This window comes from Rhodoblastus sphagnicola, assembly GCF_002937075.1.
In the GTDB taxonomy this organism is placed as follows: Bacteria; Pseudomonadota; Alphaproteobacteria; order Rhizobiales; family Beijerinckiaceae; genus Rhodoblastus; species Rhodoblastus sphagnicola.
In genome coordinates, this window is record NZ_NHSJ01000063.1 from 27,746 (window position 1) to 51,343 (window position 23,598).

The following is a 23,598-nucleotide window of genomic DNA, read 5'->3' on the forward strand; positions in this document are numbered from 1 at the left end:
TCCTCCAGAGTGTTGGACGGGGGCGGGGGCCTTTCCTTCTCCCGCAAGGGGAGAAGGCGGGCGCGCCTCACGCCAGATGGATGGCGGCGACCGCCATGTCGATCAGCTTGATGCCGATGAAGGGCGCGATCAGGCCGCCCAGGCCATAGACCAGCAGGTTGCGCCGCAGCAGCGCCGCCGCGCCGACCGCGCGATATTCCACGCCCTTGAGCGCCAGCGGGATCAGCCCGACGATGATCAGCGCGTTGAAGATCACCGCCGACAGGATCGCCGATTGCGGCGAGGCCAGGTGCATCACGTTGAGCGCGCCCAGTTCCGGATAGGTGGCGGCGAACAGGGCCGGCAGGATGGCGAAATATTTCGCCACATCGTTGGCGATGGAGAAGGTCGTCAGAGAGCCGCGCGTCATCAGGAGCTGCTTGCCGATTTCCACCACCTCGATCAGCTTGGTCGGGTCGCTGTCGAGATCGACCATGTTGCCGGCCTCGCGCGCGGCCTGCGTGCCGGTCTGCATGGCGACGCCGACATCGGCCTGCGCCAGCGCCGGCGCGTCATTGGTGCCGTCGCCGCACATGGCGACGAGGCGCCCGCCGGTTTGCTCCTTTCTGATGAACTTCAGCTTGTCCTCGGGCGTGGCCTCGGCGAGGAAATCGTCGACGCCGGCCTCGGTGGCGATGGCGGCGGCCGTGAGCGGATTGTCGCCGGTGATCATCACCGTCTTGATGCCCATGGCGCGCAACTCGGCGAAACGCTCCTTGATGCCGGGCTTGACCACGTCCTTGAGGTGGATCAGGCCGAGCAATTCGCTGTCGCGCATCGCCACGGCGTCGGCTCCGACGGCCCGCGCCGGCGCCGCGCTCTCACGCCATTCCACCACGGCCAGCGGCGTGCCGCCGGCGCGGCCGATGCGCTCCACGGCGGCGCGGAAGGCTTCCGGCGCCTGCTCCGGCGCAAGGCCGGCGAATTTCAGCACCGAATCCGTCGCGCCCTTGCGCACGCCGTGTTCGAAAAAATCGACGCCGGACAGACGGGTCTGCGCCGCGAACGGAATGACTTTCGGCTCCTGGCCGGAAAGATCCGGCTCGGCGAGGCCGAAGCTGATTTTCGCCAGGGCGACGATGGAGCGACCCTCCGGCGTCTCGTCGGCGAGGCTGGCGAGCAGCGCCGCTTGCGCGAGCCGGCGCGGATCGACGCCCGGCAAAGCGACGAATTCCGAAGCCATGCGATTGCCGAAGGTGATGGTGCCGGTCTTGTCGAGCAGCAGCGTGTCCACATCGCCCGCCGCCTCCACGGCGCGGCCGGAGGTGGCCAGCACGTTGAAGCGCACCAGACGGTCCATGCCGGCTATGCCGATGGCCGAGAGCAGCCCGCCGATGGTGGTGGGGATCAGCGTCACCAGCAGCGCCACCAGCACCACCACGGAGGGAACCGCGCCGGAATAGACCGCAAGGCCGTAAAGCGTGACCACCGCGATCAGAAAGATCAGGGTGAGGCCGGCGAGCAGCACGGAAAGCGCCAGTTCGTTCGGGGTCTTCTGCCGCTCGGCGCCCTCGACCAGCGCGATCATGCGGTCGATGAAAGTTTCGCCGGCTTGCGCGGTGATGCGCACCTTGATCCAGTCCGACAGCACGGTGGTGCCGCCGGTCACGGCCGAGCGGTCGCCGCCGGCCTCGCGAATCACCGGCGCGGATTCGCCGGTGATGGCGCTTTCGTTGACGGAGGCCACGCCCTCGACGATTTCGCCGTCGGAGGGGATGAGATCGCCGGCCTCGACCAGCACCACGTCTCCGGGGCGCAACGAGAGCGCGCCGACATTTTCCGTCACCGCGCCGAGGCGGCTGCGACCCTGCGGGTCGATCAGCCGTTTCGCCATGGTGTCGCCGCGGGTGGCGCGCAGCGCCGCCGCCTGCGCCTTGCCGCGCCCTTCGGCGACGGCTTCGGCGAAAGTGGCGAACAGCACGGTGAACCACAGCCAGGCGGCGATCTGCCCGGAGAAGTAGGGCGAGCCGCCGGCGCCCCTGACGAGGTCGCGCAGCCACAGCACCGTCACCAGCGCGGCGACCACTTCCGTGACGAAGATCACGGGATTGCGCATCAATTGCCTTGGCGCGAGTTTCTTCACCGCATCGCCCGCCGCGGCGAGCAGGAGCGCGAGATCGAACAAGCCGCGCGTTTCCGATTTCTTGGACATGGAAGGCTCCTAAAACGTCTTGCCCGCGAGCATCAGAACGTGCTCGACGATGGGGCCGAGGGCGAGAGCGGGAAAGAATTGCAGACCGCCGACGATGAGGATGACGCCGACCAGCAGGCCGACGAACAGCCCGCCATCGGTCGGGAACGTGCCGGCGCTGGCGGCGCCCTTCTTCTTGGCGGCGATGGAGCCGGCCATGGCCATGACCGGAACCACATAGCCGAAGCGGCCCAGAGTCATGGCTATGGCGGTGGTCGTGTTCCACCACGGCGTATTGGCGGAGAGGCCGGCGAAGGCGGAGCCGTTGTTGCCGGCCGACGACGTATAGGCGTAGAGGATTTCCGACAGGCCATGCGGGCCGTTATTGGCGAGGCTGCTCAGCGCCGAGGGCAACACGGCGGCCACGGCGGAAAAGCCGAGGATCGCCAAAGGCAGGATCAGCACCGCGAGCACGGCGAGCTTGATCTCGCGCGCCTCGATTTTCTTGCCGAGAAATTCCGGCGTGCGGCCGACCATCAGCCCGGCGATGAACACCGACAGGATGGCGAACACCACCATGCCATAGAGCCCGGAGCCGACGCCGCCCGGCAGCACTTCGCCAAGCTGCATCAGGATCAGGGGAATCATGCCGCCCAATGGCGTCAGCGAATCGTGCATGGCGTTGACCGCGCCGCACGACAGGCCGGTGGTGACCGCGACATAAAGCGCGGTCAGCGCCTGGCCGAAGCGGATTTCCTTGCCTTCGAGATTGCCTTGCGCCGGATCGAGCCCCAGCGCGGTGAGCAGCGGATTGCCGGCGGTCTCCGAGGCATAGATGATCGCGACGCCGCCCAGCAGGATCGCCCCGACGGCGCCGCACAGCGCCCAGCCCTGCCGCTCCGACCCCACCATCTTGCCGAACATGACGAGCAAGGCGGCGGAAACCGTCAGCATCGACCAGATTTGCAGGATGTTGGAGAAGGCGTTGGGATTTTCGAACGGATGCGCCGCATTGGCGTTGAAGAAGCCGCCGCCGTTGGTCCCAAGCTGCTTGATCGCCTCCTGGCTCGCCAGCGGCCCCAGGGCGATGGATTGCTTGGCGCCTTCCAGCGTGGTGGCGTCCACCGAACCGTCGAGCGTCTGCGGCACGCCGGAGGCGACGAACAGCAGCGCCACGACGACCGCCAGCGGCAGCAGCACATAGAGCGTGGAGCGGGTGAGATCGACCCAGAAATTGCCGATCGTCGCCGCGCTCGCTCGCGAGAACGCGCGCGTTACCGCTAGGGCCAGGGCGATGCCGGTCGCCGCCGACAGGAAGTTGTGCACCGCGAGCCCGGCCATTTGCGAGAAATGGCTCATGGTGGTTTCGCCGCCATAGGCCTGCCAGTTGGTGTTGGTCAGGAAGCTGATGGTGGTGTTGAAGGCGAGATCCGGCGGCACGCCGTCAAAACCCTGCGGGTTGAGCGGCAGAAAGGCTTGCAGCCGCAGGATCGCGTAGAGCGAGGCGAAGCCCAGCGCGGAAAACATCAGCATGGCCAGCGTATAGGCCAGCCAGTTCTGCTCCTTGTCCGGAGAAACGCCGGCGAGTCGGTAGAAACCGCGCTCCACCGGCCCGAGCACAACCGACGCGAAGGTGCGGTGGCCGTCGAACACGGCGGCCATGTAGAGTCCGAGCGGCCTGATCGCGACGAGCACGAGGCCGAGGACGAGGCTGATTTGCAGCCATCCATTCAAGGTCATGGGAGAACTCCCGAGGAATTAGAATTTTTCGGGCTTGAGCAGCGCGACGACGAGATAGGCGCCCAGGCCCAGGGCGACGAGAAGACCGGCAAGCGGTTCGAACATGGCCGCCTCCCTCAAGCGCGCGTCAGAACATGGGCGTACAGCGCCATGACGCCGATCAGGCTCAAGCCGAGAACAATGAAGACAACGTCCAACATGGTTTTGCTCCTTCGTGGATTGCTGGAGCCAGGAGTGGGGCAAAACGGCATAAGGCTTCCATTCGGAAGGCCCCCGTCGGGCATAAGGAAACCGTAAAGACCACGAAGCCGACCGGACGTTCGCGGACGGACCTGTCGCCTGGTCATCGACCGGAGCGGTCGGCTCACGCTTGGGACGAACCGGTCCCGACGCGAATCGATGAAACGCCCGTCAGCTTGTCCCTGGCGGGCGATTCTTAGTGTTCCGGTGGGAGATTTCTGGCGAGCGTCGCTGTTTTACGCCGGCCGGCTTGCGCCGCCGTCTTTTGCGTCCGCGCCGAAGACTTTCAGGGTGGGGATGTGAAACGCAAAAGCGTCGCCCGATACCTTGCCCTGACGAAAAAACGAAAACCGCGAGAGTCGCGAATTTTCGCGCCAAGCCCTTGAAAGAAAGTGGCTCCCTGAGCAGGACTCGAACCTGCGACAAAGCGATTAACAGTCGCTTGCTCTACCAACTGAGCTATCAGGGATCACGCCTCGCGGTGAAGGGCGTATAGCAGCGTGAAATCGGATTGAAAACCCCCCAAACGAACTTTTCACGACAGCGCGGAGAAAGTGTAGGGAAACGCCTTCCATGGCTTGCGGCGCGGAGGCATCTGCTGATATAGGCGATGCGTCCGCGCGGTCATGCCGCACGGCGGCCTCGTGGCGGAGTGGCTACGCAGAGGACTGCAAATCCTTGCACCCCGGTTCGATTCCGGGCGAGGCCTCCAAAAAATCCATAATTTCAAAGGGTTAGGTAAAGCTCTGGAGCAATCGTCTTCAGGGTTTGCCAGTGATTCGCCATCCCAGGGTTCAAACCAATGGCTTTCAGCCGGTCAGCTTTAGCCTCAAGATGCGGCCTGGAGGGGTCGCCGATGGACTATCGATTCGGCGGCCACACGGTATTTCATATCGCGTATCATTTTGTTTGAATTGAGAAATATCGCTATGAAGTTCTGACTGGAGATGTTGCTGTACGAGTTCGTGAACTGGTCAGCGCTCCGCCGGAGACGGCGCCGAGCGAGATTATGAGGCGGATCACGGGGCGAACGGCCAGCAAGCGATTCGACGAGTTTCCGCATCTGAAGAAGAGGTGCCGGGGCCGGCATTTTTGGGCGCGGGGGCGCATTTGTGCGACGGTTGGCCAGATGACGGACGAGATGATCAAACAACGTCTAGAGCATCGCTTCGCGCCAAATCCGAACGATAACTTCAAGATGGAGCCGGAGCAGACGCGTCGTTTAGGCGACGCGTATCCAGCCTTTCAGTCCGTAAAACTCAACCACCGGCTTTAGCCGGTGGTTGTTGAGTTGAGACGCTGTGAGACGGTTTGTCACAAGCTATCTGGCGGAGCAGATGTGTGGACTGCCGGAAGTGTCTCCGGCGCAGAATTCCTAGCTTCTTACTTCACGCCACCTACTTTTATAGGTAATTACAAAGTTAACTTACAACCGGTCAATGAGTGGAATTTTTTTGTACTGCCAAACATTGCTCAAAATCTTGAATGGGCTTTAAATCCTTAGTGGGTACACTAGTGTAAATTACTTCTATATTGTCGAGCCAAAAGCCAACTTTAATTTTTAGCCCTCCGGCTTTTAGTTTTGTAATTGCTGTCTGAATATCTGTTGGTTCTATCCGGTTTAGTAGCTGCCATGCGTGATTGTAATTATCATCACGCTCCCAACCTTCCCTATGATCTAGAGAAAAATTCTCAACTTGAGCGCTCGTTACATAACTAGTGGTTTTCTTGATTTCCTTATCGGCAGTTATAAGTGCCCCGCTGCTCTCAAATTCAGGTGTAGGAACAAGTTGTGCCCCTTTCCATGCTTTTGCCGCAAATACCTTACTTGAAGACAAGCGAAGGGATAATTTTCCGAGATAATCGCCATCATTTCCTTCAGCCCAAAGATCACAACCTAATCCAGGTTGCCCAATTCCATCGTTTTTTTCTAACCGAAATTGAAGAGTGATAGGCTTGTTTATTACATGATGTGATTGCGTATTTCGTGCTATCTCCGGACTATGTGAATACACATCGTAATGGATATTGATCCCGTTGAATTCTTTAGGTGCAGCTTTAAAATCATACGATGCAGGAGAAGAAATTAGAATATTAGAGGCATCTTGCCACTTACCAAGAATAGTATGATGATCAAAATCAGGATCAGAACTTCCCACAAAAAAGACAGAGCTTTTGCTAAAAGTTTGGCCGGGTTTTAGCAGTGCAAATTGTTCTGGGGGTACAGCTTCGTCACTCGTACAGAATTTTTGCACGCGCACTAATTTCCATTGACCATTGGGTGAATCTGATGTCCCCACCGTCTTAACTTCGCATTTCTCATTGGCTATATGAAAGCCAACGAACGCCAAAATTGGAAGCCCTACAAGGAGTGCACAAACTAGCGCAAGAATGAGAGCGCTTTTTATAAGGCCTTTGCCAATTTTTAAAAAAGCTTCTCTCATATTTTCTATCCTGTCTTTTGATTTAATTAGCCTTATCAAAATCTTTTCCAAAGAGATTATTTGTAGATTGCAATTGGTCACCCAATCTAAATTCGTAATGCCAAAAAACGGATCATTGAAAAATAATGATATTTTTAAGGCGCCTGAAATCTCCTAGGAAACATGCTTGGAGAAAAAACGATTTATTTTGCCAAAAAACCAACCAAAGAGGCACATCTCTAAAAAATCAAAATGCCAGAAAAGCTAAGCTTTCTGCTTAGAATTTTCTAACTCTCCGAGGGTTCGAAGAAATAAAATGGCGGAAGGGGTGGGATTCGAACCCACGGTAGACTTGCGCCCACGGCGGTTTTCAAGACCGCTGCCTTAAACCACTCGGCCACCCTTCCACGCCGCCACCGCTCAAGCGCCGGCTGCGGACCTTCGCCTATAAAGGTCGCACGCATGGCCGCGCAAGAGCCTTGTTCCAAAAACTGGCGCCTTCACGCGGTCTCCGCCGCCGGCGCGCGCCGGCGACCCCAGCGCGACCGCTTGCGCTCCATCCACAGGCTGAACCGGTCGAGATAGAGATAGACCACCGGCGTCGTGTAGAGCGTCAGCAGTTGCGACACCAGCAGGCCGCCCACGATGGAGACGCCGAGCGGCTGGCGCACCTCGCCGCCGTCGCCAAAGCCGATCGCCAGCGGCACGGCGCCGAGCACGGCGGCGAAGGTCGTCATCATGATCGGGCGGAAGCGCATCAGGCACGCTTCATAAATGGCGTCGAACGGCGACAGCCCGCGCGCGCGCCGCGCGTCTATGGCGAAATCCACCATCAGGATCGCGTTCTTCTTGACGATGCCGACCAGCAGCACCACGGCGATGGCCGAGATCACCGTGAATTTGATGCCGAACGCCATCTGGCCGAGCAGGGCGCCCAGGCCCGCCGAGGGCAGGGTCGAGAGAATGGTGATGGGATGAATCGCGCTCTCGTAGAGCACGCCCAGCACGATATAGATCGAGAGAATCGCGATCACCAGCAGCAGCGGCATGTTGGAAAAGCTCTCGGCGAACATGGCGTTGCCGCCGTTCGTCACCTCATGGACGCCCGAGGGCATGCCGATTTCCGCCGAGGCCGCGCGAATCTCCTCGGCCGCGCCCGATTCGCTGTCGCCGATGTCGAGATTGTAGCTGATGGTCGTCGTGACGAAACCGCCCTGGTGGTTGACCGAAAGCGGCGTGTTGCCGCGCTCGTAATGGGCGATGGCCGAGAGCGGAATCATGGTCTCCCGCGCGGTGGAGACGGCCGCGCCCGAGGAGGCCGAGCTTCGGCCGGAGGCGGCGAGCGCGTTGGTGGCGGCGTTGCGCGCCGAATCGAGGCTCGCCGAGCCGGCGGTCGTCGTCGTCTTCCCGGCTTTGGTCACCGCGCCCGAGGGCATGTTGGTCGTCGCCGTGCCATTGGCGCCGCCGCCCGAGGTCGAGATGTAGATTTCATCCAGCATGGACGGGCGCTGGGTGTAGCGCGGGTCGATCTCCATCACGACATGGTACTGGTTGATGGCGGCGAAGATCACCGAGACCTGACGCTGGCCGAAGGCGTCGTAGAGCGTGTTGTCGATCATCGCCGGGGTGATTCCGAACCGCGAGGCCGCGTCGCGGTCGATCACCAGATCGGTTTCCAGCGCCTGCGTCTGCTGGTCGGAGGTGACGTCCTTGAGCCGGTTGCGCTTCTGCAACTGGTCCACCAGCTTGCGCGACCAGTCCTGGAGCAGGGCGGTGTCGTCGGCGCCCAGCGTGTACTGGAATTGCGACGAGGAGCTGCGCGGCCCGCGCGAAAGATCCTGCGCCGCGAAGAACAGCAGCCGTCCGCCGGGCACATGGGCGAGTTTGGGCCGCAGACGCGCGATCACCTGCTCCGCGGTGGCGTGGCGTTGCCCAAGCGGTTTCAGCGCCGCGAACACGGTGGCGGTGTTGGTCGAGCCAAAGCCGCCGCCGCTGCCGGAGCCGGTGAAGCCGACCACGGTTTCCATGTCCGGGTCCTCCTTCACCACGCGGATCAACTCCTCCAGCTTCACGCTCATCGCGCTGAAGGACGTGCTCTGGTCGGCTTCCAGCTTGCCCATTAGTCGGCCTGAGTCCTGCTGCGGGAACAGGTCTTTTTGAATGTGCTTGTAAAGCTGGACGTTGGCCACGATCACCAGGACCAGGCTGAGCAGCGTCAGCACGGGATGGCCCAGCGCCACTTTCAATGTGCGGCCGTAAAGGGCCTGAGTCGATGCGAAGGCCTGCCGCAGGGCGCGCGAGACCGCCCCCGCGCGCGCCGGCTGGCGCCGGCGCAGCAGCAGCGCGCACAGCATGGGCGTGGTGGTCAGCGAGATCGCCAGCGAAATGACAATGGCCACCGTCAGCGTCATCGAGAATTCGCGGAAGAACGCCCCGATGATGCCGGGCATGAACAGGATCGGCGCGAACACCGCCACCAGCGAAGCGGTGATGGAGAGAACGGTGAAGCCGACCTCGCGCGCCCCGAGCAGCGCCGCCTGTGGCGGCGTCATGCCCTCGTCGAGGTGACGCTCGATGTTTTCCAGCACCACAATGGCGTCATCGACGACGAAACCGGTGGCGACGGTCAGCGCCATCAGCGACAGCAGGTTGAGGCTGTAGCCCAGCATGTACATGGCGCCGAAGGTGCCGATGATCGACACGGGAACGGCTATGCTCGGGATCACCGTGGCGCGGGCGTTCTGCAAGAAGAAAAAGACGACGAAGGTGACAAGGATAACCGAAATGACCAGCGTGATTTCGGTATCGCGCAGCGAGGCGCGGATGGTGATCGAGCGGTCCATCGCCGAGCGGAATTCCACATCGCCCGACAGCGCGGCTTCGAGGTGAGGCAATTCTGCCCTCACCGCATCGACGGTGGAAATGATGTTGGCGCCGGGCTCCGCCGTCAGGATGGCGAGAATGGACGGCTCGCCATTGGCGAAGCCGGCGTTGCGCAAATCCTCGACCGAATCCTCCACATTGGCCACATCGGACAGCCTGACGGCATTGCCGTTACGATAGGCGATCACCAGCGGCCGGTAATCCTCGGCATGGGAGGCCTGATCGTTGGTGTAGATCTGGTAGGCGCGCTCGCCCTGCTCGATCACCCCCTTGGGCGCGTTGGCGTTGGCCGAGGCCAGCGCGGCGCGCACGTCCTCCAGCCCGACGCCATATTTGAACAAGGCTTGCGGATTCAGCTCCACCCGCACGGCCGGGAGCGCCGATCCGCCGATCATCACCTGGCCAATGCCGGGAATTTGCGAAATGCGCTGCTGCAGCACATTCGACGCCATGTCGTAGAGTTGGCCGCGTGTAAGGGTTTTCGACGTCAGGCTGAGAATCAGGATCGGCGCGTCGGCGGGATTGAATTTTCGATAGGTGGGATTGGAGCGCAGGCTGGTCGGCAGGTCGGCGCGCGCCGCGTTGATGCCGGCCTGGACGTCGCGCGAGGCGCCGTCGGGGTCGCGGCTGAGCTTGAATTGCAGCGTGACGCGCGCCTGACCGAGGCTCGATTGCGAGACGATGTCGGTGACGTCGGCGATCTGGCCGAGGTGACGCTCCAGCGGCGAGGCGACGCTGTTGGCGACCGTTTCCGGGCTGGCACCGGGCAGGGAGGCGTTGACGGTGATGGTGGGGATGTTGAACTGCGGCAGCGGCGCCACCGGCAGCAGATAAAAGGCGATGGCGCCCGCCAGCGCGATGCCCAGCGTGAGCAGGATGGTCGCGACGGGACGGCGGATGAAGGGCGCGGATATGTTCATGGGCGCCGCGCCCACTCGATCCGTGCGGCGTGGCTTCCTTCTCCCCTTGCGGGAGAAGGTGGCGCGCGAAGCGCGCCGGATGAGGGGGCGCCTCCGGGCGACGAGTCCCTCATCCGTCTCGCGCCCTGTCGGGCGCGAGCCACCTTCTCCCGCAAGGGGAGAAGGCAGGCGCCCCGAACGTGCGCGCGGCCATCGGCGCCGGCGTCAAGCTCCCTGATCATGCCAAAGGCTCCGGCAGCGCGCGCGCGCTCGGTTCGTGGCGCGAACCGCCGCCGAGTCGGTGCGCCAGCCGGTCGAAATAGAGGTAGATCACCGGCGTGGTGAACAGGGTGAGCACCTGACTCACCACGAGGCCGCCGACGATGGCGTAGCCGAGCGGTTGGCGCAGTTCATGGCCGACGCCCGACCCGAGCATCAGCGGCAGCGCGCCGAGAATGGCGGCCATGGTGGTCATCAGGATCGGGCGGAAGCGCAACAGGCAGGCCTGCCGGATCGCCTGCACCGGCGGCAAACCCTCCTCGCGTTCGGCCTCCAGCGCGAAATCGATCATCATGATCGCGTTCTTCTTCACAATGCCGATTAACAGAATGATGCCGATGACCGCGATGATGTCGAGGTCGTAGCCAAACAGCAGCAGGGTCCACAGCGCGCCGACGCTGGCCGTGGGCAGGGTGGAGAGGATCGTCACCGGGTGAACGAAACTCTCGTAGAGCACGCCGAGCACGATATACATGGTGGCGATGGCCGCCGCGATCAGCAGCAACTGGTTGGTCAGGTTCGACTTGAACGCGCTGGCCGCGCCCTGCCACGCCACCAGGAAGGACTCGGGCAGGCCGATGTCCTTGGCGGCGTTGTCCACCGCCGTCACGGCCTCGCCGAGCGAAACCCCCTTGGCGAGGTTGAATGAAATGGTGGTGGCGGGGAACTGGGCGAGATGCGTCACCACCAGCGGCCCGTTGCGTTTCTTCAGCGTCACCAGCGCGGACAGCGGCGTCTGCCGGTTGGTCGAGGAGGCGTTGGAGGGCAGGTAAACCTGATCGAGCCCCTTGATGGAGCCGCGCACGGACTCGTCGCCTTCGAGGATCACCCGGTATTGGTTGGACTGACTGTAAATGGTGGAGACGATGCGCTGGCCGAACAGGTCGTAGAGCGCATTGTCGATGCTCGCGGTGGTCACGCCGAAGCGCGCGGCGGTGTCGCGGTCGATGACGAGATCGAGCGCCGCGCCGCCTTGCTGCATGTCATTGGCGACATCCGCCAGTTCGGGCGCCCGGCGCAGGCGTTCCGTGAGTTTTGGCGCCCATTCGGCGAACAGTTTTGAATTGGCGTTTTCCAGCACGAATTTGTACTGCGCCCGGGTGACGCTGGCGTCGATGGTGAGGTCCTGCGCCGGCTGCATGTAGAGCCTTGCGTCCGGCAGTTCGGCGGCGGCTTTGGTCAGCCGGCGGATGATCTCGCCGATGTCGTCGCCGCGCTGCGCCCGCGGTTTCAGATTGATCAGGAATCGGCCGGAATTGAGCGTGAGATTGTCGCCGTCGACCCCCACGAACGAGGACACCGAGGCCACATCCCCGTCATTGAGCAGGATTTCCGCCAGCTGGCCCTGCAACCGGACCATTTCGGGGAAGGAGACGTCCTGCGGCCCCTCCGACATGGCCTGGATCACGCCGGTGTCCTGCGACGGAAAGAAGCCCTTGGGGATGGCGACGTAAAGGCCGAAGGTGATGGCCATCGTCGCCAGCGCCACCATCAGGGTCGCGAACTGGTGGCGCAGCACCACGTCGAGCAGCCGCCCGTAGCCGGCGATCGTCCGGTTGAAAAATCCCTCCGCCGCCAGATCGAAACGCGTGCGCTCCGAATCGGGCTTGTGCCGGATCAGCCGGGCGCACAGCATCGGCACCAGCGTCAGCGACACGATCGCCGAAATGATGATGGTGACGGCCAGCGTGAGCGCGAATTCATGGAACAGCCGGCCGACCACCTCCTGCATGAACAGCAGCGGAATCAGCACGGCGATCAGCGACACGGTCAGCGAAATGATGGTGAAGCCGATCTGCGCCGAGCCCTTCAGCGCCGCCTCCATCGGGCTGTCGCCGCGCTCGACGTAGCGCGCGATGTTCTCGATCATCACGATGGCGTCGTCGACGACGAATCCGGTCGAAATGGTCAGCGCCATCAGCGAGAGATTGTCCAGGCTGAACCCGAGCAGATACATCACGCCGAACGTGCCGATCAGCGACAGCGGCACGGACAGCGAGGGAATCAGCGTGGCCGGCAGGGTGCGCAGGAACAGGAAGATCACCGCCACCACCAGCGCCACCGCCAGGATCAGCTCGAATTCGACATCGGCGACGGAGGCGCGGATGGTGGTGGTGCGGTCGGTCAGCACGGCCACGTCCATGCCCGCCGGCAGGTCCGCCAGCAGTTTGGGCAGCAGTTGCCGCACCGATTCGACGGTGGCGATGACATTGGCGCCGGGCTGGCGCTGGATGTTGAGCAGGATGGCGGGCGTGCGGTCGGCCCAGGCGGCGAGCCTGGTGTTTTCCGTCCCGTTGACGACGGTGGCTATGTCCTTGACCCTGACCGGCGCGCCATTGCGGTAGGCGACCACCACTTCGCCATATTGCGCGGCGTCGGTGATCTGGTCGTTGGCCATGATGGTCGAGCTTTGCGCCGGCCCGTCAAAACTGCCCTTGGGCGTGTTGACATTGGCGTTGGCGAGAATGGTCCTGATGTCATCGACATTGAGGCCGTAAGCCGCCAGCGCCGACGGGTTGAGTTTTACCCGCACGGCGGGTCTTTGGCCCCCGGCGATGCTGACGAGGCCGACGCCCGACTGTTGCGAAATCTTTTGCGCCAGCCTTGTCTCGCTGATGTCGCGCAGCGTGGTCAGCGCCAGGGTTTTCGACGTGACCGCCAGCGTCAGCACCGGCGCGTCGGCCGGATTGACCTTGGCGTAGATCGGCGGCGCCGGCAGGTCGGAGGGCAGCAGGCTGTTGGCGGCGTTGATGGCCGCCTGCACCTCCTGCTCGGCCACGTCCAGCGCCAGCGACAGGCCAAATTGCAGGGTGATGATCGAGGCGCCCGCCGAACTCGACGAGGTCATTTCGGCGAGGCCGGGCATTTGCCCCAATTGCCGCTCCAGCGGCGCCGTCACAGCCGAGGTCATCACCTCCGGGCTGGCGCCGGGATAAAAGGTCTGCACCTGGATGGTCGGATAATCGACCGAGGGCAGGGTGGACAGCGGCAGGAAGCGGAAGGCCGATAGACCCGCCAGAATGATGGCGATCATCAGAAGCGTGGTCGCCACCGGCCGGCGGATGAAGGGTTCGGAGACGTTCATCCCGCGCCTTACGGTTTTGTCGCAGCGGGAGTCGGCGAGTCGGCCCCCTGCTGGGTCTTTCGCTCGCGTCCCTTCTTGCGCCGCTCCTCGCCGGCACCGTCCGGCTCGCCAGCCTTTTGCGCCGGCGCGGCGGCTTCATCGCCGGCGACCACGCGGACCTGGCCGCCGTCGCGCAGACGGTCGGCGCCATCGACCACGATGCGGTCGCCCTCGTTCAGGCCGGTCAGAATTTGCACCACATCGCCGTCCGCCTGGCCGAGCTTGACGGTGTGGACGGAGACCGCGCCCTCGGGCGAGACCACCCAGGCGTAATCGCCGGGCGCGCCGTGCTGAATGCCCGAGATCGGCGCCGCCAGCGCCTGCGTCAGCGTGCTGGCGAGCAGCCGCACATTGACGAACTGGTTGGCGAACAGCGATTCGTCGCCATTGTCGAAGACCGCGCGCAATTTCACCATGCCGGTGGTGGAATCGACCTGATTGTCGATGGCGCGGGTTTCGCCCTTCGCCAGCAGTTTTGTGTTGGCGCGGTCGTAGATCTCGGTGGAAAGGGTCTGCCCGGCCCGCAATTGCGGGGCGACGCGGCGCAGCGAATCCTCGGGGATGGAAAACAGCACCGACATCGGCTGGGTCTGCGTCACCACCACCAGACCCGTGCTCGACGAGGAGGCTCCGGCCGTCACGTAATTGCCGGGATCGACCTGGCGCAGGCCGACGCGGCCCTCCACCGGCGCGACGATATGGCAATAGGCGATGTTGAGCGCCTGGGCGTCGATCAGCGCCTGATCGGAAGCCACCGTGCCCTCATATTGACTGACCACGAATTTCTGGTTCTCGGCGGTCTGGCTGGCGATGGATTTCTGCTTGAGCAATTGCTGGTAGCGCGCGTCGTCGGAGCGCGCTTGTGCAAGAAGGCCCTGGTCATGGGCGAGTTGGCCCTCGTATTGCGCTTTCTGGGCGCGATAGGGCCGGTCGTCGATCTGGGCGAGGAAGTCGCCCTTCTTCACCTTCTGGCCCTCGACGAAGCCGACCTCCTGCAACACGCCGGAAATCTGGCTGACCACGGTGACCGTGGCGAGCGGCGTCACCGTTCCCAGCGCGTTGAGGGTGACGTGGACATCGCGCCGGACGACGGTCGCGACCCCGACGGGCTGCGCGGCGCCGCGGTCGCCTTTCCTGGAGGTCTGCGCGGCGTCGATAGCAGCGGGGGGCTGGCTGTTTCGGGATCCCAGCCAGGAGCGCAGGCCCAACGCCAGCCCCGCCAGCACGACGATCCCGACCAGGAGGACGCGCAGGCGCCGGCCCACGCGGGCCGGCTGCGGTTTGACCGGCGCGTCTACGCCAGGGTACCCCTTGCGTTCGGGCGCGAGATTTTGGTCCAGACCTTCGGTCGTCATATATAAATTCCCGTTTCGCAGGCCGCCGCCCTGGTCGCGCGGAGGCGGCGCGTCATTGCGGCGGAATCGGCAGCGATCGGGCCACCGCCTCCGTGAGCGGCGGCGGCTGTTCCGCGAGCAGTTCGGATGCGTCGAAACCGCCGCCAAGATATTCGATCAGATAGACGGTGGCGTTAAAAAGCGACTGCCGTGTGGTCAGAACCGATTCCTCGTCGGACAGCAGGGTCGCCTCCGCCACCACCACCGTGGTGAAGGCCACCGTGCCCGCCCGATACTGGTTGAGATAGACCTTGACCGCCTCGGCCGCCTTGTCGCGCGCCTGTTCCTGGAGTTTCAGCTCCCGGGCCATCAGCCGCAGCGCCACCAGTTCGTCCTCGACCTGCTGGAAGGCGGTCAGGACGGTCTGGCGGTAATTGGCGACGGCCATGCGGTAGGAGGCCTGGGCGGCCTCGGTCTGGGCGGCGCGCAGCCCGCCGTCGAAGATCGGGTCGGTCGCCTGCGCGCCGATCGACCAGATCAGATGGGCGGCGGTGAAAGGAAAGGCGTTGGCGCCCTGGAACCCGCCGCCGGCGCTGAAGCTGATCTCGGGATAATAAGCCGCGACGGCCACGCCCACCAAGGCGTTCTGCGCCTGCATGGTTCGCTCGGCCGCGGCGATGTCGGGCCGGCGTTCGAGCAGGGTCGAGGGCAGGGTGGCGGGAACGGCGGGCGGCAGATGCGGCAACCCGCCGGTCTTTATGGTGAGATCGGCGGGCGGGCGGCCGATCAGGGCGGCGATGGCGTGCTCGTATTGCGCCCGGCTGACGGCGGCGGCTTCATATTGCGCCTGGACGGCCAGCACCTGCGTCTCGGCGGTGATCAGGTCGGCCTGGGACACCGTGCCGCTGTTGTACTGGTTGCGGGTGATCCGCTGCGTTTCCTGGTAGGCCGTGATGGTGCGGGCGAGCAGCGCGCGCAGCATGTCCTGGGTGCGCAGGTTGAAATAGGCGATGGCGAGCTGGGCCTGGGCGGAAAGCTTGGCGTTTTCCAGCGTGGCGAGATCGGATTGCGCGCTCGCCGCGCTGTTCTCGATCTGGCGGCGCACCTTGCCCCAGACATCCAGCGTCCAGCTGACGTTTCCCTGCGGATAGGACACGCCCGAGGCCAAGGTCCGGCCCACGCCCGAGAGCGCCTTGCCATCGCCGCTGCGCTGGCCGCTCCAGGTCGCCGACAGCGAGGGAAACAGGCTGGCCTGCGATTCGCGCACCAGCGCCTGGGCCTGTTCGTAGGCGGCGAGTTGCGACGCGACGTTCTGGTTGGTGACTTCGACCTGGGAGGCCAGCCGGTCCAGTTCGGGATCGCGGAAGATCGCCCACCAGCGGCCCTTTTCCATGGCGTCGCTCGGATGCGCCGGCTTCCAGCCCTTCAGTTCCTTGAAACCAGCCGAAACGGGCGCCTCCGGGCGCAGGTAATCCGGGCCGACGGTGCAAGCCGACACGCCCGCCGCCGCCAGCAACGCGAGACTTTTGACCGCAAACCCGAAGATCCCGCCTCGGCGCGTCGCGAAGGCGGTTGGGTCGGCATCGTCTCTCGGCGCGCGCGCGGCCATTCGAATTTCCTTATCCGTCCGCCGCCGCGGACACGAAATGTTCCTTAGCCCGGGACATGCCTGAAAGCGAGTCGGCGCGGGACTCGGTTGTCGCGCCGACTCATATCATCTTATTTCGGGCCGGACATGAACGGAAAATTAACAAAAATCCAGATCCACCATCGCAACTGCGTCGTTGCGCTCACGCGGACGACGAACTGCGCCCGCGTCGATGACACGGCTTGACGCCCGCGCGGACGATGGACTAGAGGCGGGTTCGCAATCGTCCGGGACATCTCCTGTCGGCGGCGGACGCGCGTCGGCGACGGTGCCGTCGCTCCAATCAAGGAGAGCATGGCGCAATGGCAACAAGAATGCGTCAGATTCGCCATTGGCTCGAATTCGCCGGTTTTCGCGTGATGGGCCTGCTGTTTTCGGTCCTCCCGGTGGAAGCCGCGTCGAAATTCGGCGGCGCGCTGGTCGCGTGGCTCGGGCCGAAATCGAAGAAGCGCCATCCCCGCCTGTTGCGCAACATTCGGACCGCGCTGCCGGAATTGAGCGAATCAGAGGCGGAAAAGCTCGCGGTCGAGGTTTGGCGCAATCTCGGCTTCGTGCTCGGCGAATTCTTCCATCTCGAGGAAATCGCCCGCGACCGCGTCGAGGTGAGCGATCCCGAGGGTCTGCGCGCCCTGGCCCATTCCGGCAAGGGCGTGGTGTTGTGCAGCGCGCATTACGCCAATTGGGAGGGCGCAGGCGCCGTTCTGACGGAGTTCGGCTTCAAGCCGCTCGGGGTCTATCATCCGTTCAGCAATGCGCTGGTCGATCGCCATATGCTGGACAAAAGGCTGAAATATTACGCGGGCGGCCTGATGGCCAAGCGCGATCCGGAAACGCCGCTGGCGATGATTCGCTATGCGCGCCAGGGCGGCTGCATCGCCTTCCTGGTCGACCAGCAGGTGCATATGGGCTTGCAGACGCCATTCTTCGGCCGTCCCGCGCAGAGCACGCCCTTTCCGGCCATGGTGGCGCGGCAATGCGGCATTCCGTTGTTGCTGATCATGGCCGAGCGCCTGCCCGGCGTGCATTTTCGCGTGCGTTCGCGGACCATCGACGTACCGCACACCAATGACCGCAACGCCGACATTTTCGCCGCCACCGCGGCCATGCAGGCGGGACTGGAGCGCACCATCCGCGAACATCCGGAACAATGGATGTGGACGCACGACCGCTGGAAGTGAGCGGGTCGGGCGCGGCATGGCGCAATTTGGCCGCCGGATGCTCCGCTTCGGCGGCTTGCTGCGCGAGAGTCGCGATCAGTCGGACGGCCGGGGCGCCAGGGCGTAATACAGCCGCACCTGCGCGCGATAAAGCGGGCGCGAAAGCTCGCGCCAGATCTTTTCCCGCGTCGATTTGCTGGGCCGCTGGATGGTTGAGCCGCCGAGCGCGCCGGAGGCGTCATGCACGCCCGACGGCTGAAACGTGAGCAATTCCACGCCCGTCACCCAACTCATTTGCAGGAAGGTGTCGATGGGCCGGTCGAATTGCTCTGTCGCGGCCAGCAGCCGCCGCGCGGCGGCGTTGGAGACGAATTGCGCCAGCGCCCGCAGCGGCGGCGCGCTGGGATGGTGCAGCGCGACCCTCTGGCCCGCGGACCGCGTGCGGAGCAAGCCGCGATTCATCGCCGGCGCCAGCACATAATCCCACTGCGCCCGCGAGGCCTTGGCGAAGGCGCAGGTGCGCGCGAATTGCGCCGGATCGACGCCGGCGTCGTCCTCGAATACGACGGCGTAATCCAGTCCCTCATCGACAATGCGCCGCCAGGCGGCGCGGTGCGAGAGGAAGGCGCCGATCTCGGCTCGGTTCAGGCCGAAATAAAACCGGGGCGCGTGAATATGTCGGGCGTAGATGCGGGAGACTTCGGCCTCGCTCAGCGAGGAGCCGTCCACCGCCTGCAGGATCTCGGCCGGCATGGGAAGCGCGGCGCAAAGCTTCTCCACCTGAGCCCGCCTTGGGCGCGCCCGTTCGAGATGCAGTATGAAGGCCTTGCAGTCGGACAAGAACGCGCCCCGTTGATTTTTTTCCGTTGTAGCTGTGGGTTGAATATTTGTCACGGGGGGACGAGCGAAGCTTGACAATCAACCTTTTGGATACCATTGATGACGTAAGGTCAAAACAGATTCGCGGCTTCGGTCAATCGGGCGTCCGCCAGTGGCGCGCGCGCGCGATTTGATGTATGAACGACGTATGACCCAAGGCTTTTCCACAGGACGGTTGTGTCGTGTGGCGGAGTGTTAAGGGCGAACGGCGTTTGGAGTAAGGCTTTTGGCTTGGCCAGTTTACGTCATTTCGCTTCAACGTGCGGCGCAGCGCCGCGCGGCCTGCGAGCGTGAGCTCGACTCAATGAATATGCCCTTCGCGTTTTTCGATGCGATCGATGGAACGCGCCTCGGCGCGGCGGTTGTCGCGGCGGTCTATGATTCCGAAAGGAACGCCCGCCAGTACAAGCGCCCGCTCTCCCTCCCGGAAATCGGCTGCTATCTCAGTCATCACGCGCTGTGGACGCGTATCGTCGAGCAGAACCTCGACGGCGCCGTGATTCTCGAGGATGATTTCGACGCCGACGATGACTTCAAGCAGGTCGTGGAGGAGATCCAGTCCGCCCCTCCCTCCGGCGCGCTGGTCAAACTGTTCTCCCGCAAGCCGGTGATGGGCGTCACCGTGGCGTCGATGCGCGGGGAGCGGCGGCTGGTCGCCCCCAACCGGGTGCCCGGACTGACGCTGGGCTACGCGCTCGACCGCACCGCCGCCGAAATGCTGCTCGCCAACGCGCTGCCGTTCAGCCGTCCGCTCGACATGGACATCAAGCATTGGTGGGAATTCGGCCTGCCCGTGCTGGTGGTCGATCCGCCGCCGCTGCGCATCGGAGAACTCGGCCATCGCTCTTGCATCAGCCCATCGCGGCAGGCGGCGGCGGCGCAGGCCAATGTCGGCCCCGTTGACCGGCTGATGGCCAATCTGCGCTACCAGTTCGACTACAATGTGCAATTGTTCCAGGCGCGCGCCGACGGTCGCCGCGCCGTGCGCCGGCTTCGCGAGCAGATGACGGGCCACGGCTGATGTCCTCGCCCACGGGACGAAACAACCTCGTGGTGGTGCGCGCGGGGAAAACCTCCTTGCATCCGCGCTGGCTCGCCGGCGCGGAGTCGCGCAACTGGGATCTGATCGTCAGTCTCTACGATGCCGAAGCCGTGTTCGACCACGGCCCCGACGTGCGCGCCGTGCTGCGCCCCGGCGGCAAATGGGACGGCCTCCACGCCGTGCTGGCGGAGGAGGGCGCGCTCGACGGCTACGACTATATCCTGCTGCCCGACGACGATCTCGACATGACCGGCCAGGATATCGAGGCGATTTTCGCCGCCATGCGCCGCCACGACCTCGACGTGGCGCAGCCCGCGCTGAGCTGGGACAGCTATTTCTCGCATTTCTCGGTGCTGGCCTGCCCCGGCTTCACGCTGCGCTATGTGAATTTCGTCGAGATCATGGCCCCCTGCCTGCGCCGCGAGGTGCTGGAGAAAATCCTGCCCGAATTCGCCCACACCATGAGCGGCTTCGGTCTCGATTACGTCTGGTGCCGGCTCTCGGAGGACCCGCGCCGGCGCGCCGCCATCCTCGACAGCATCCCCATCCGCCACACCCGCCCGATCGGCCGGGTTTTGCGCGGCCATATGGCCAAACAAGGCGTGGGCGCCAAGGACGAGGAACAGCGGCTGCGCGCCTGTTATGGCCTCACCGGGCGGCATCGTCCGCTGTTTTACGCGGCGATCGACGATCAGGGGCGTCGAATTGAAGGGCTCGGCCCGCTGGCCTTGCGCATGGCGTGGGCGTATATGCGCATTCACCGCAAGCTGCGCATGCAGGAACCCCCCTTCGGCAACATATTCAAGATCATCCGGCGGCAACTGATGCTGCGACCGCAATTGTCGCAACTGCGCCGCGTGGCGGATTCCGCCGGACATGAGTAGAGACGATGCTGGCACTGCCGGTCACAGCGACCATCATCTGCAAGAATGAAGAGGACTGCATCGGCGCCTGTCTCGCCAGCCTCGCCGATTGCGCGGAGATCGTGGTGGTCGATTCCGGCTCCAATGACCGGACGCTGGCGATCGTCGAGGATTTTGCCGCCCGGGGCTTTCCCGTCAACCTGATTCGGCGCGACTGGCCCGGCTACGCCAGACAGAAGCAATTTGCGCTTGAACAGGCCCGACAGGACTGGGTGCTCAGCATTGACGCCGACGAATGGCTCGACGCCGACCTGCGCGCCGACCTGCCGCGTCTTCTCGAAGCGCCGCCCGAGGTCGGGGGTTGGCGGCTGCCGCGCGTGCTGACGCTCTATGGCGAGACCGAACCGCCGCCGCCCGCCGTCAAACCCGATCATATTTTGCGGCTGGTGCGAGGCGGCCGGGCGCGATTCGACGAGTCCGTGCTGGTGCATGAGGGGTTGGTGGTCGAGGGCGAAATCCGCGACGCCCAAAACGGCCTGCTGCGCCATGAGCGCGGTCTGCGTCTCGACGCGCAACTGCCCAAGGAAATTCTCTACGCCCGGCTCAAGGCGGAGCAGCGCATCGCCGCCGGCAAGAAGCCGAGCGTGCTGAAGCTGGTGTTCAATCCGCCGATGTATTTCTTCCGGATTTTCGTGTTGCGGCGGGTCTATCTGTGTGGCGCGCCGGGCTTCATCCACGCCCTGACGGGCGCGATCTATTCCTTCATCGCCGAGGCCCTGCATTTCCAGATGGCGCGGGAAAAGAAGAAAAATTCAAAAAAAGCGTTTCCAGTTTGACGAGGCTCGGGTGCGACCGGATCGCCTCGAAGTATTCCGGCTCCCCAAGGGTTTAGCGATTTTGCTTCAACGTCTTTGCTTTTCCTGGAACCGGAGTTTCAGCGCCTTGAGATAGGGCCGGAAATCTTGCTCCAACCGCCGACCGGCGGACAGAATCCTGTCAATCATCGCCCGGACGGAAAACAGTCTGATGTTCTGAACGCCCCGGCGCGCCCAGGGTGTCGTTTGGCGCCATTGCCAGTAGAGCGGCGCCAGCGGGTGTTGGCAATGCGAATGCCACGGCTTGGACGAATCGGTGAAGTGGATCAAGCCGGGCTTGAGCGCGGCCGCTTGAGCCTCCTCCTCGGAATAGCGGTAGTCCAGGTCGTTCCACCGGTAGAGGCGCGCATTGGCGTTCCAGCGCAAGGGCAGCTCAAGGGCGCTGTTGCGGAATGCGATGTTCAGGATGTCCTGATCCTGCAGGGTGATCAACGCCTTGTTGTCAAGATAGGCCGTCAGGTAGAGCGCATCGGCGTCGATGCCGCGCAATTTCTTGAGGTTGAAAACGCAGACGCCGGCGTTGAAGTAGCTGTGCGTTATCGGCAAGCCCAGCCGGCGCGACTGCAACACCCCGCCCTCGTCAGCGCAGGCGGCGGCGAAGCGATCGTCCAGGTCGAGCCAGATTTTGCAGATGTTATCCGCGAGGATCACGTCCGCGTCGATATAGATGGTCTTTTCCACGGTTTCCGGCAAAAGCTTGTGGAGCATGAGGCGAAAATAGGTCGCGCGCGAGATATGCGCGCGATTGTCGGGAAAGATTTCGAGGCTGCGCGAATCAACATCGACGAATTCGACGGTCGCCGCCGTCTCCCTCGTCAGGGACGCGAGCCGGAGCTGGTTCTTCTCGGACAGGCTGTCGTCGTGCAGGATATGTATCGTCAACGGCTGTCGCGGATGAATGGCGCCGATCAGGGAAGCGATGGCCGCGCCGCAGTGCGGCGCGTAATTGTTGTCGATCGCGAAGGTGACATGCACCCGCTCGGCAATCAGAAGCTCTTGCGCCCGCGCGACCTGCTCGGCGATAGTGTTCAGCACCAAAGCGCCATCCGTGACAGGCTTGGCGAACGCGCCGAACGCGACGCCGAGTTGGGTCACGCGCGCGTTTTGCGTTGCTTGGAGATAATCGATATAGGCTCCACATAGACGCTCAGACAGGAAGCCGAAGACGCGTTTCTGATGGGGATCATAAGAGGAGGTGTCGATCTTTTGTTCGGCGGCGAACAGAATGGGGAACAGCCAACTGGCATATTGCTCGAAGTAATCCTTGCGCATGACCGCGATGTTGGCGAACGTGCATTGTTTGCCGTGAACGTAGCGCAATACGTAAGGATAGACGTCTGGCGACTGTTCCTTGACAAGTTCAAGGACAATGTCGAGATCGCCAATATGATGCTCCCTGGCGTAAAATTCGTAATTGGTCATGATCATGCGATTGAGGCCGACGGGATGCACGTTCCATCGCGGCGAGGTCACAATGTCGTATTTCCCGCATATCGCCGAGATCGCGGAATCGTTCCAGCCGAGCTCTTCCAGTTGCTTCGACGAGAAATCGTGGAAGTGCAGGGTGCGCGAATGGAGCCTCTTGAAATTTAACAGTCGTCTATAATGAAAAAGCCCATAATATTGGGCGTCGACATTCTTCCACATCCAATAAAGCGCAGTAAGTTCGCAGAAGGATGCGTTCTTTTGCGATATGTTTTCGCCGGTATCGTCGCGCACGCAGTCGGCGAGCTCACGCGATGCCGTGGCGGCTCCGACATGTATGGGTCTAAATATGTCGTCACGATAAATCTGACCTGATTTATGATGACAAACGAAAAACGCATACTTACGAGTTGTTGCGTCAATCATCTATGTTTATCCCAATAATACGTAAGGCTTATGTCCATATCAGGGGCGGCCCCACCAATCAATTTTCGCGGGTGTTGTTTGCCGAGCAATGATCTAACGCGGTCGGTGTAAAGCAACAACCCAGATGAATAGAAATTGTCTTCGCGCTGCATGTCCTGTCGGCGCCACACACGAGGAGGAGCCCGCCCGCC

At 63.0% G+C, this 23,598-nt stretch carries 15 protein-coding genes, 3 tRNA genes and 1 pseudogene; 6 read left to right on the forward strand and 13 right to left on the reverse strand.

Annotation, left to right across the window (positions count from 1 at the left end; genetic code table 11):
* Nucleotides 1-67 precede the first annotated feature (67 nt).
* The 4 genes from kdpB to CCR94_RS10050 form a co-directional block, all read right to left on the reverse strand.
* Nucleotides 68-2,191, reverse strand: a complete 2,124-nt coding sequence (kdpB, locus tag CCR94_RS10035) for a potassium-transporting ATPase subunit KdpB (RefSeq protein WP_104507730.1) — start codon at nt 2,189-2,191, stop codon at nt 68-70.
* Between the two features lie 9 nt (nt 2,192-2,200).
* A complete protein-coding gene (gene kdpA, locus CCR94_RS10040; RefSeq protein ID WP_104507731.1) occupies nt 2,201-3,910 on the reverse strand; it encodes a potassium-transporting ATPase subunit KdpA in 1,710 nt (569 codons plus the stop codon).
* A gap of 18 nt (nt 3,911-3,928) precedes the next feature.
* Nucleotides 3,929-4,030 (reverse strand): K(+)-transporting ATPase subunit F, encoded by a 102-nt coding sequence (gene kdpF, locus CCR94_RS10045; protein WP_193938424.1) that lies wholly within the window; start codon nt 4,028-4,030, stop codon nt 3,929-3,931.
* A 513-nt stretch (nt 4,031-4,543) separates the two neighbouring features.
* Nucleotides 4,544-4,619: transfer RNA gene (locus tag CCR94_RS10050), tRNA-Asn, on the reverse strand.
* A 169-nt stretch (nt 4,620-4,788) separates the two neighbouring features.
* Between CCR94_RS10050 and CCR94_RS10055 the strand changes: the two genes are divergently transcribed.
* Nucleotides 4,789-4,862: transfer RNA gene (locus tag CCR94_RS10055), tRNA-Cys, on the forward strand.
* Between the two features lie 201 nt (nt 4,863-5,063).
* Nucleotides 5,064-5,354, forward strand: a pseudogene (locus CCR94_RS10060) (transposase); the annotation flags it as partial.
* A gap of 232 nt (nt 5,355-5,586) precedes the next feature.
* Here the strand turns inward: CCR94_RS10060 and CCR94_RS24520 are convergent.
* The 6 genes from CCR94_RS24520 to CCR94_RS10090 form a co-directional block, all read right to left on the reverse strand.
* The gene (locus tag CCR94_RS24520) at nt 5,587-6,594 is read right to left on the reverse strand and encodes a hypothetical protein (RefSeq protein WP_146089944.1); all 1,008 of its coding nucleotides are present in this window, start codon (nt 6,592-6,594) and stop codon (nt 5,587-5,589) included.
* Nucleotides 6,595-6,890: 296 nt separating this feature from the next.
* Nucleotides 6,891-6,980, reverse strand: a tRNA-Ser gene (locus CCR94_RS10065).
* Nucleotides 6,981-7,073: 93 nt separating this feature from the next.
* Nucleotides 7,074-10,376, reverse strand: coding sequence for an efflux RND transporter permease subunit (locus CCR94_RS10070; RefSeq protein ID WP_104507748.1), 3,303 nt, complete (start codon nt 10,374-10,376; stop codon nt 7,074-7,076).
* A 217-nt stretch (nt 10,377-10,593) separates the two neighbouring features.
* The gene (locus CCR94_RS10080) at nt 10,594-13,719 is read right to left on the reverse strand and encodes a multidrug efflux RND transporter permease subunit (RefSeq protein WP_104507734.1); all 3,126 of its coding nucleotides are present in this window, start codon (nt 13,717-13,719) and stop codon (nt 10,594-10,596) included.
* A gap of 8 nt (nt 13,720-13,727) precedes the next feature.
* Nucleotides 13,728-15,113, reverse strand: coding sequence for an efflux RND transporter periplasmic adaptor subunit (locus CCR94_RS10085; protein WP_104507735.1), 1,386 nt, complete (start codon nt 15,111-15,113; stop codon nt 13,728-13,730).
* Between the two features lie 52 nt (nt 15,114-15,165).
* Nucleotides 15,166-16,701: an efflux transporter outer membrane subunit gene (locus CCR94_RS10090; protein ID WP_104507736.1), complete on the reverse strand. Its 1,536-nt coding sequence runs from the start codon at nt 16,699-16,701 to the stop codon at nt 15,166-15,168.
* 353 nt (nt 16,702-17,054) lie between these two features.
* On the opposite strand from CCR94_RS10090, the gene CCR94_RS10095 reads away from it, so the two are divergent.
* Nucleotides 17,055-17,918: a lysophospholipid acyltransferase family protein gene (locus tag CCR94_RS10095; protein WP_158254700.1), complete on the forward strand. Its 864-nt coding sequence runs from the start codon at nt 17,055-17,057 to the stop codon at nt 17,916-17,918.
* Nucleotides 17,919-17,993: 75 nt separating this feature from the next.
* Here CCR94_RS10095 and CCR94_RS10100 read toward each other — a convergent pair whose 3' ends face one another.
* Nucleotides 17,994-18,737 (reverse strand): glycosyltransferase family 25 protein, encoded by a 744-nt coding sequence (locus CCR94_RS10100; protein WP_158254701.1) that lies wholly within the window; start codon nt 18,735-18,737, stop codon nt 17,994-17,996.
* Nucleotides 18,738-19,002: 265 nt separating this feature from the next.
* Here CCR94_RS10100 and CCR94_RS10105 point away from each other — a divergent pair, with 265 nt between their 5' ends.
* From CCR94_RS10105 to CCR94_RS10115, 3 genes are read left to right on the forward strand one after another with little or no spacing between them, the layout of a single operon-like run.
* On the forward strand, nt 19,003-19,797 hold the full coding sequence (locus CCR94_RS10105) for a glycosyltransferase family 25 protein (protein ID WP_104507739.1): 795 nt from the start codon (nt 19,003-19,005) through the stop codon (nt 19,795-19,797).
* Nucleotides 19,797-20,702: a hypothetical protein gene (locus CCR94_RS10110; protein WP_104507740.1), complete on the forward strand. Its 906-nt coding sequence runs from the start codon at nt 19,797-19,799 to the stop codon at nt 20,700-20,702. The genes CCR94_RS10105 and CCR94_RS10110 overlap by 1 nt, the downstream gene beginning before the upstream one ends.
* Before the next feature lie 5 nt (nt 20,703-20,707).
* On the forward strand, nt 20,708-21,517 hold the full coding sequence (locus CCR94_RS10115) for a glycosyltransferase family 2 protein (RefSeq protein WP_104507741.1): 810 nt from the start codon (nt 20,708-20,710) through the stop codon (nt 21,515-21,517).
* 66 nt (nt 21,518-21,583) lie between these two features.
* Here the strand turns inward: CCR94_RS10115 and CCR94_RS10120 are convergent, their stop codons facing one another.
* Together CCR94_RS10120 and CCR94_RS25675 are read right to left on the reverse strand one after the other, a co-directional pair.
* Nucleotides 21,584-23,407: a DUF4422 domain-containing protein gene (locus CCR94_RS10120; RefSeq protein WP_104507742.1), complete on the reverse strand. Its 1,824-nt coding sequence runs from the start codon at nt 23,405-23,407 to the stop codon at nt 21,584-21,586.
* On the reverse strand, nt 23,404-23,598 hold a 195-nt coding region (locus CCR94_RS25675), incomplete at its 5' end, for a hypothetical protein (protein ID WP_206605810.1). The genes CCR94_RS25675 and CCR94_RS10120, both read right to left, overlap by 4 nt.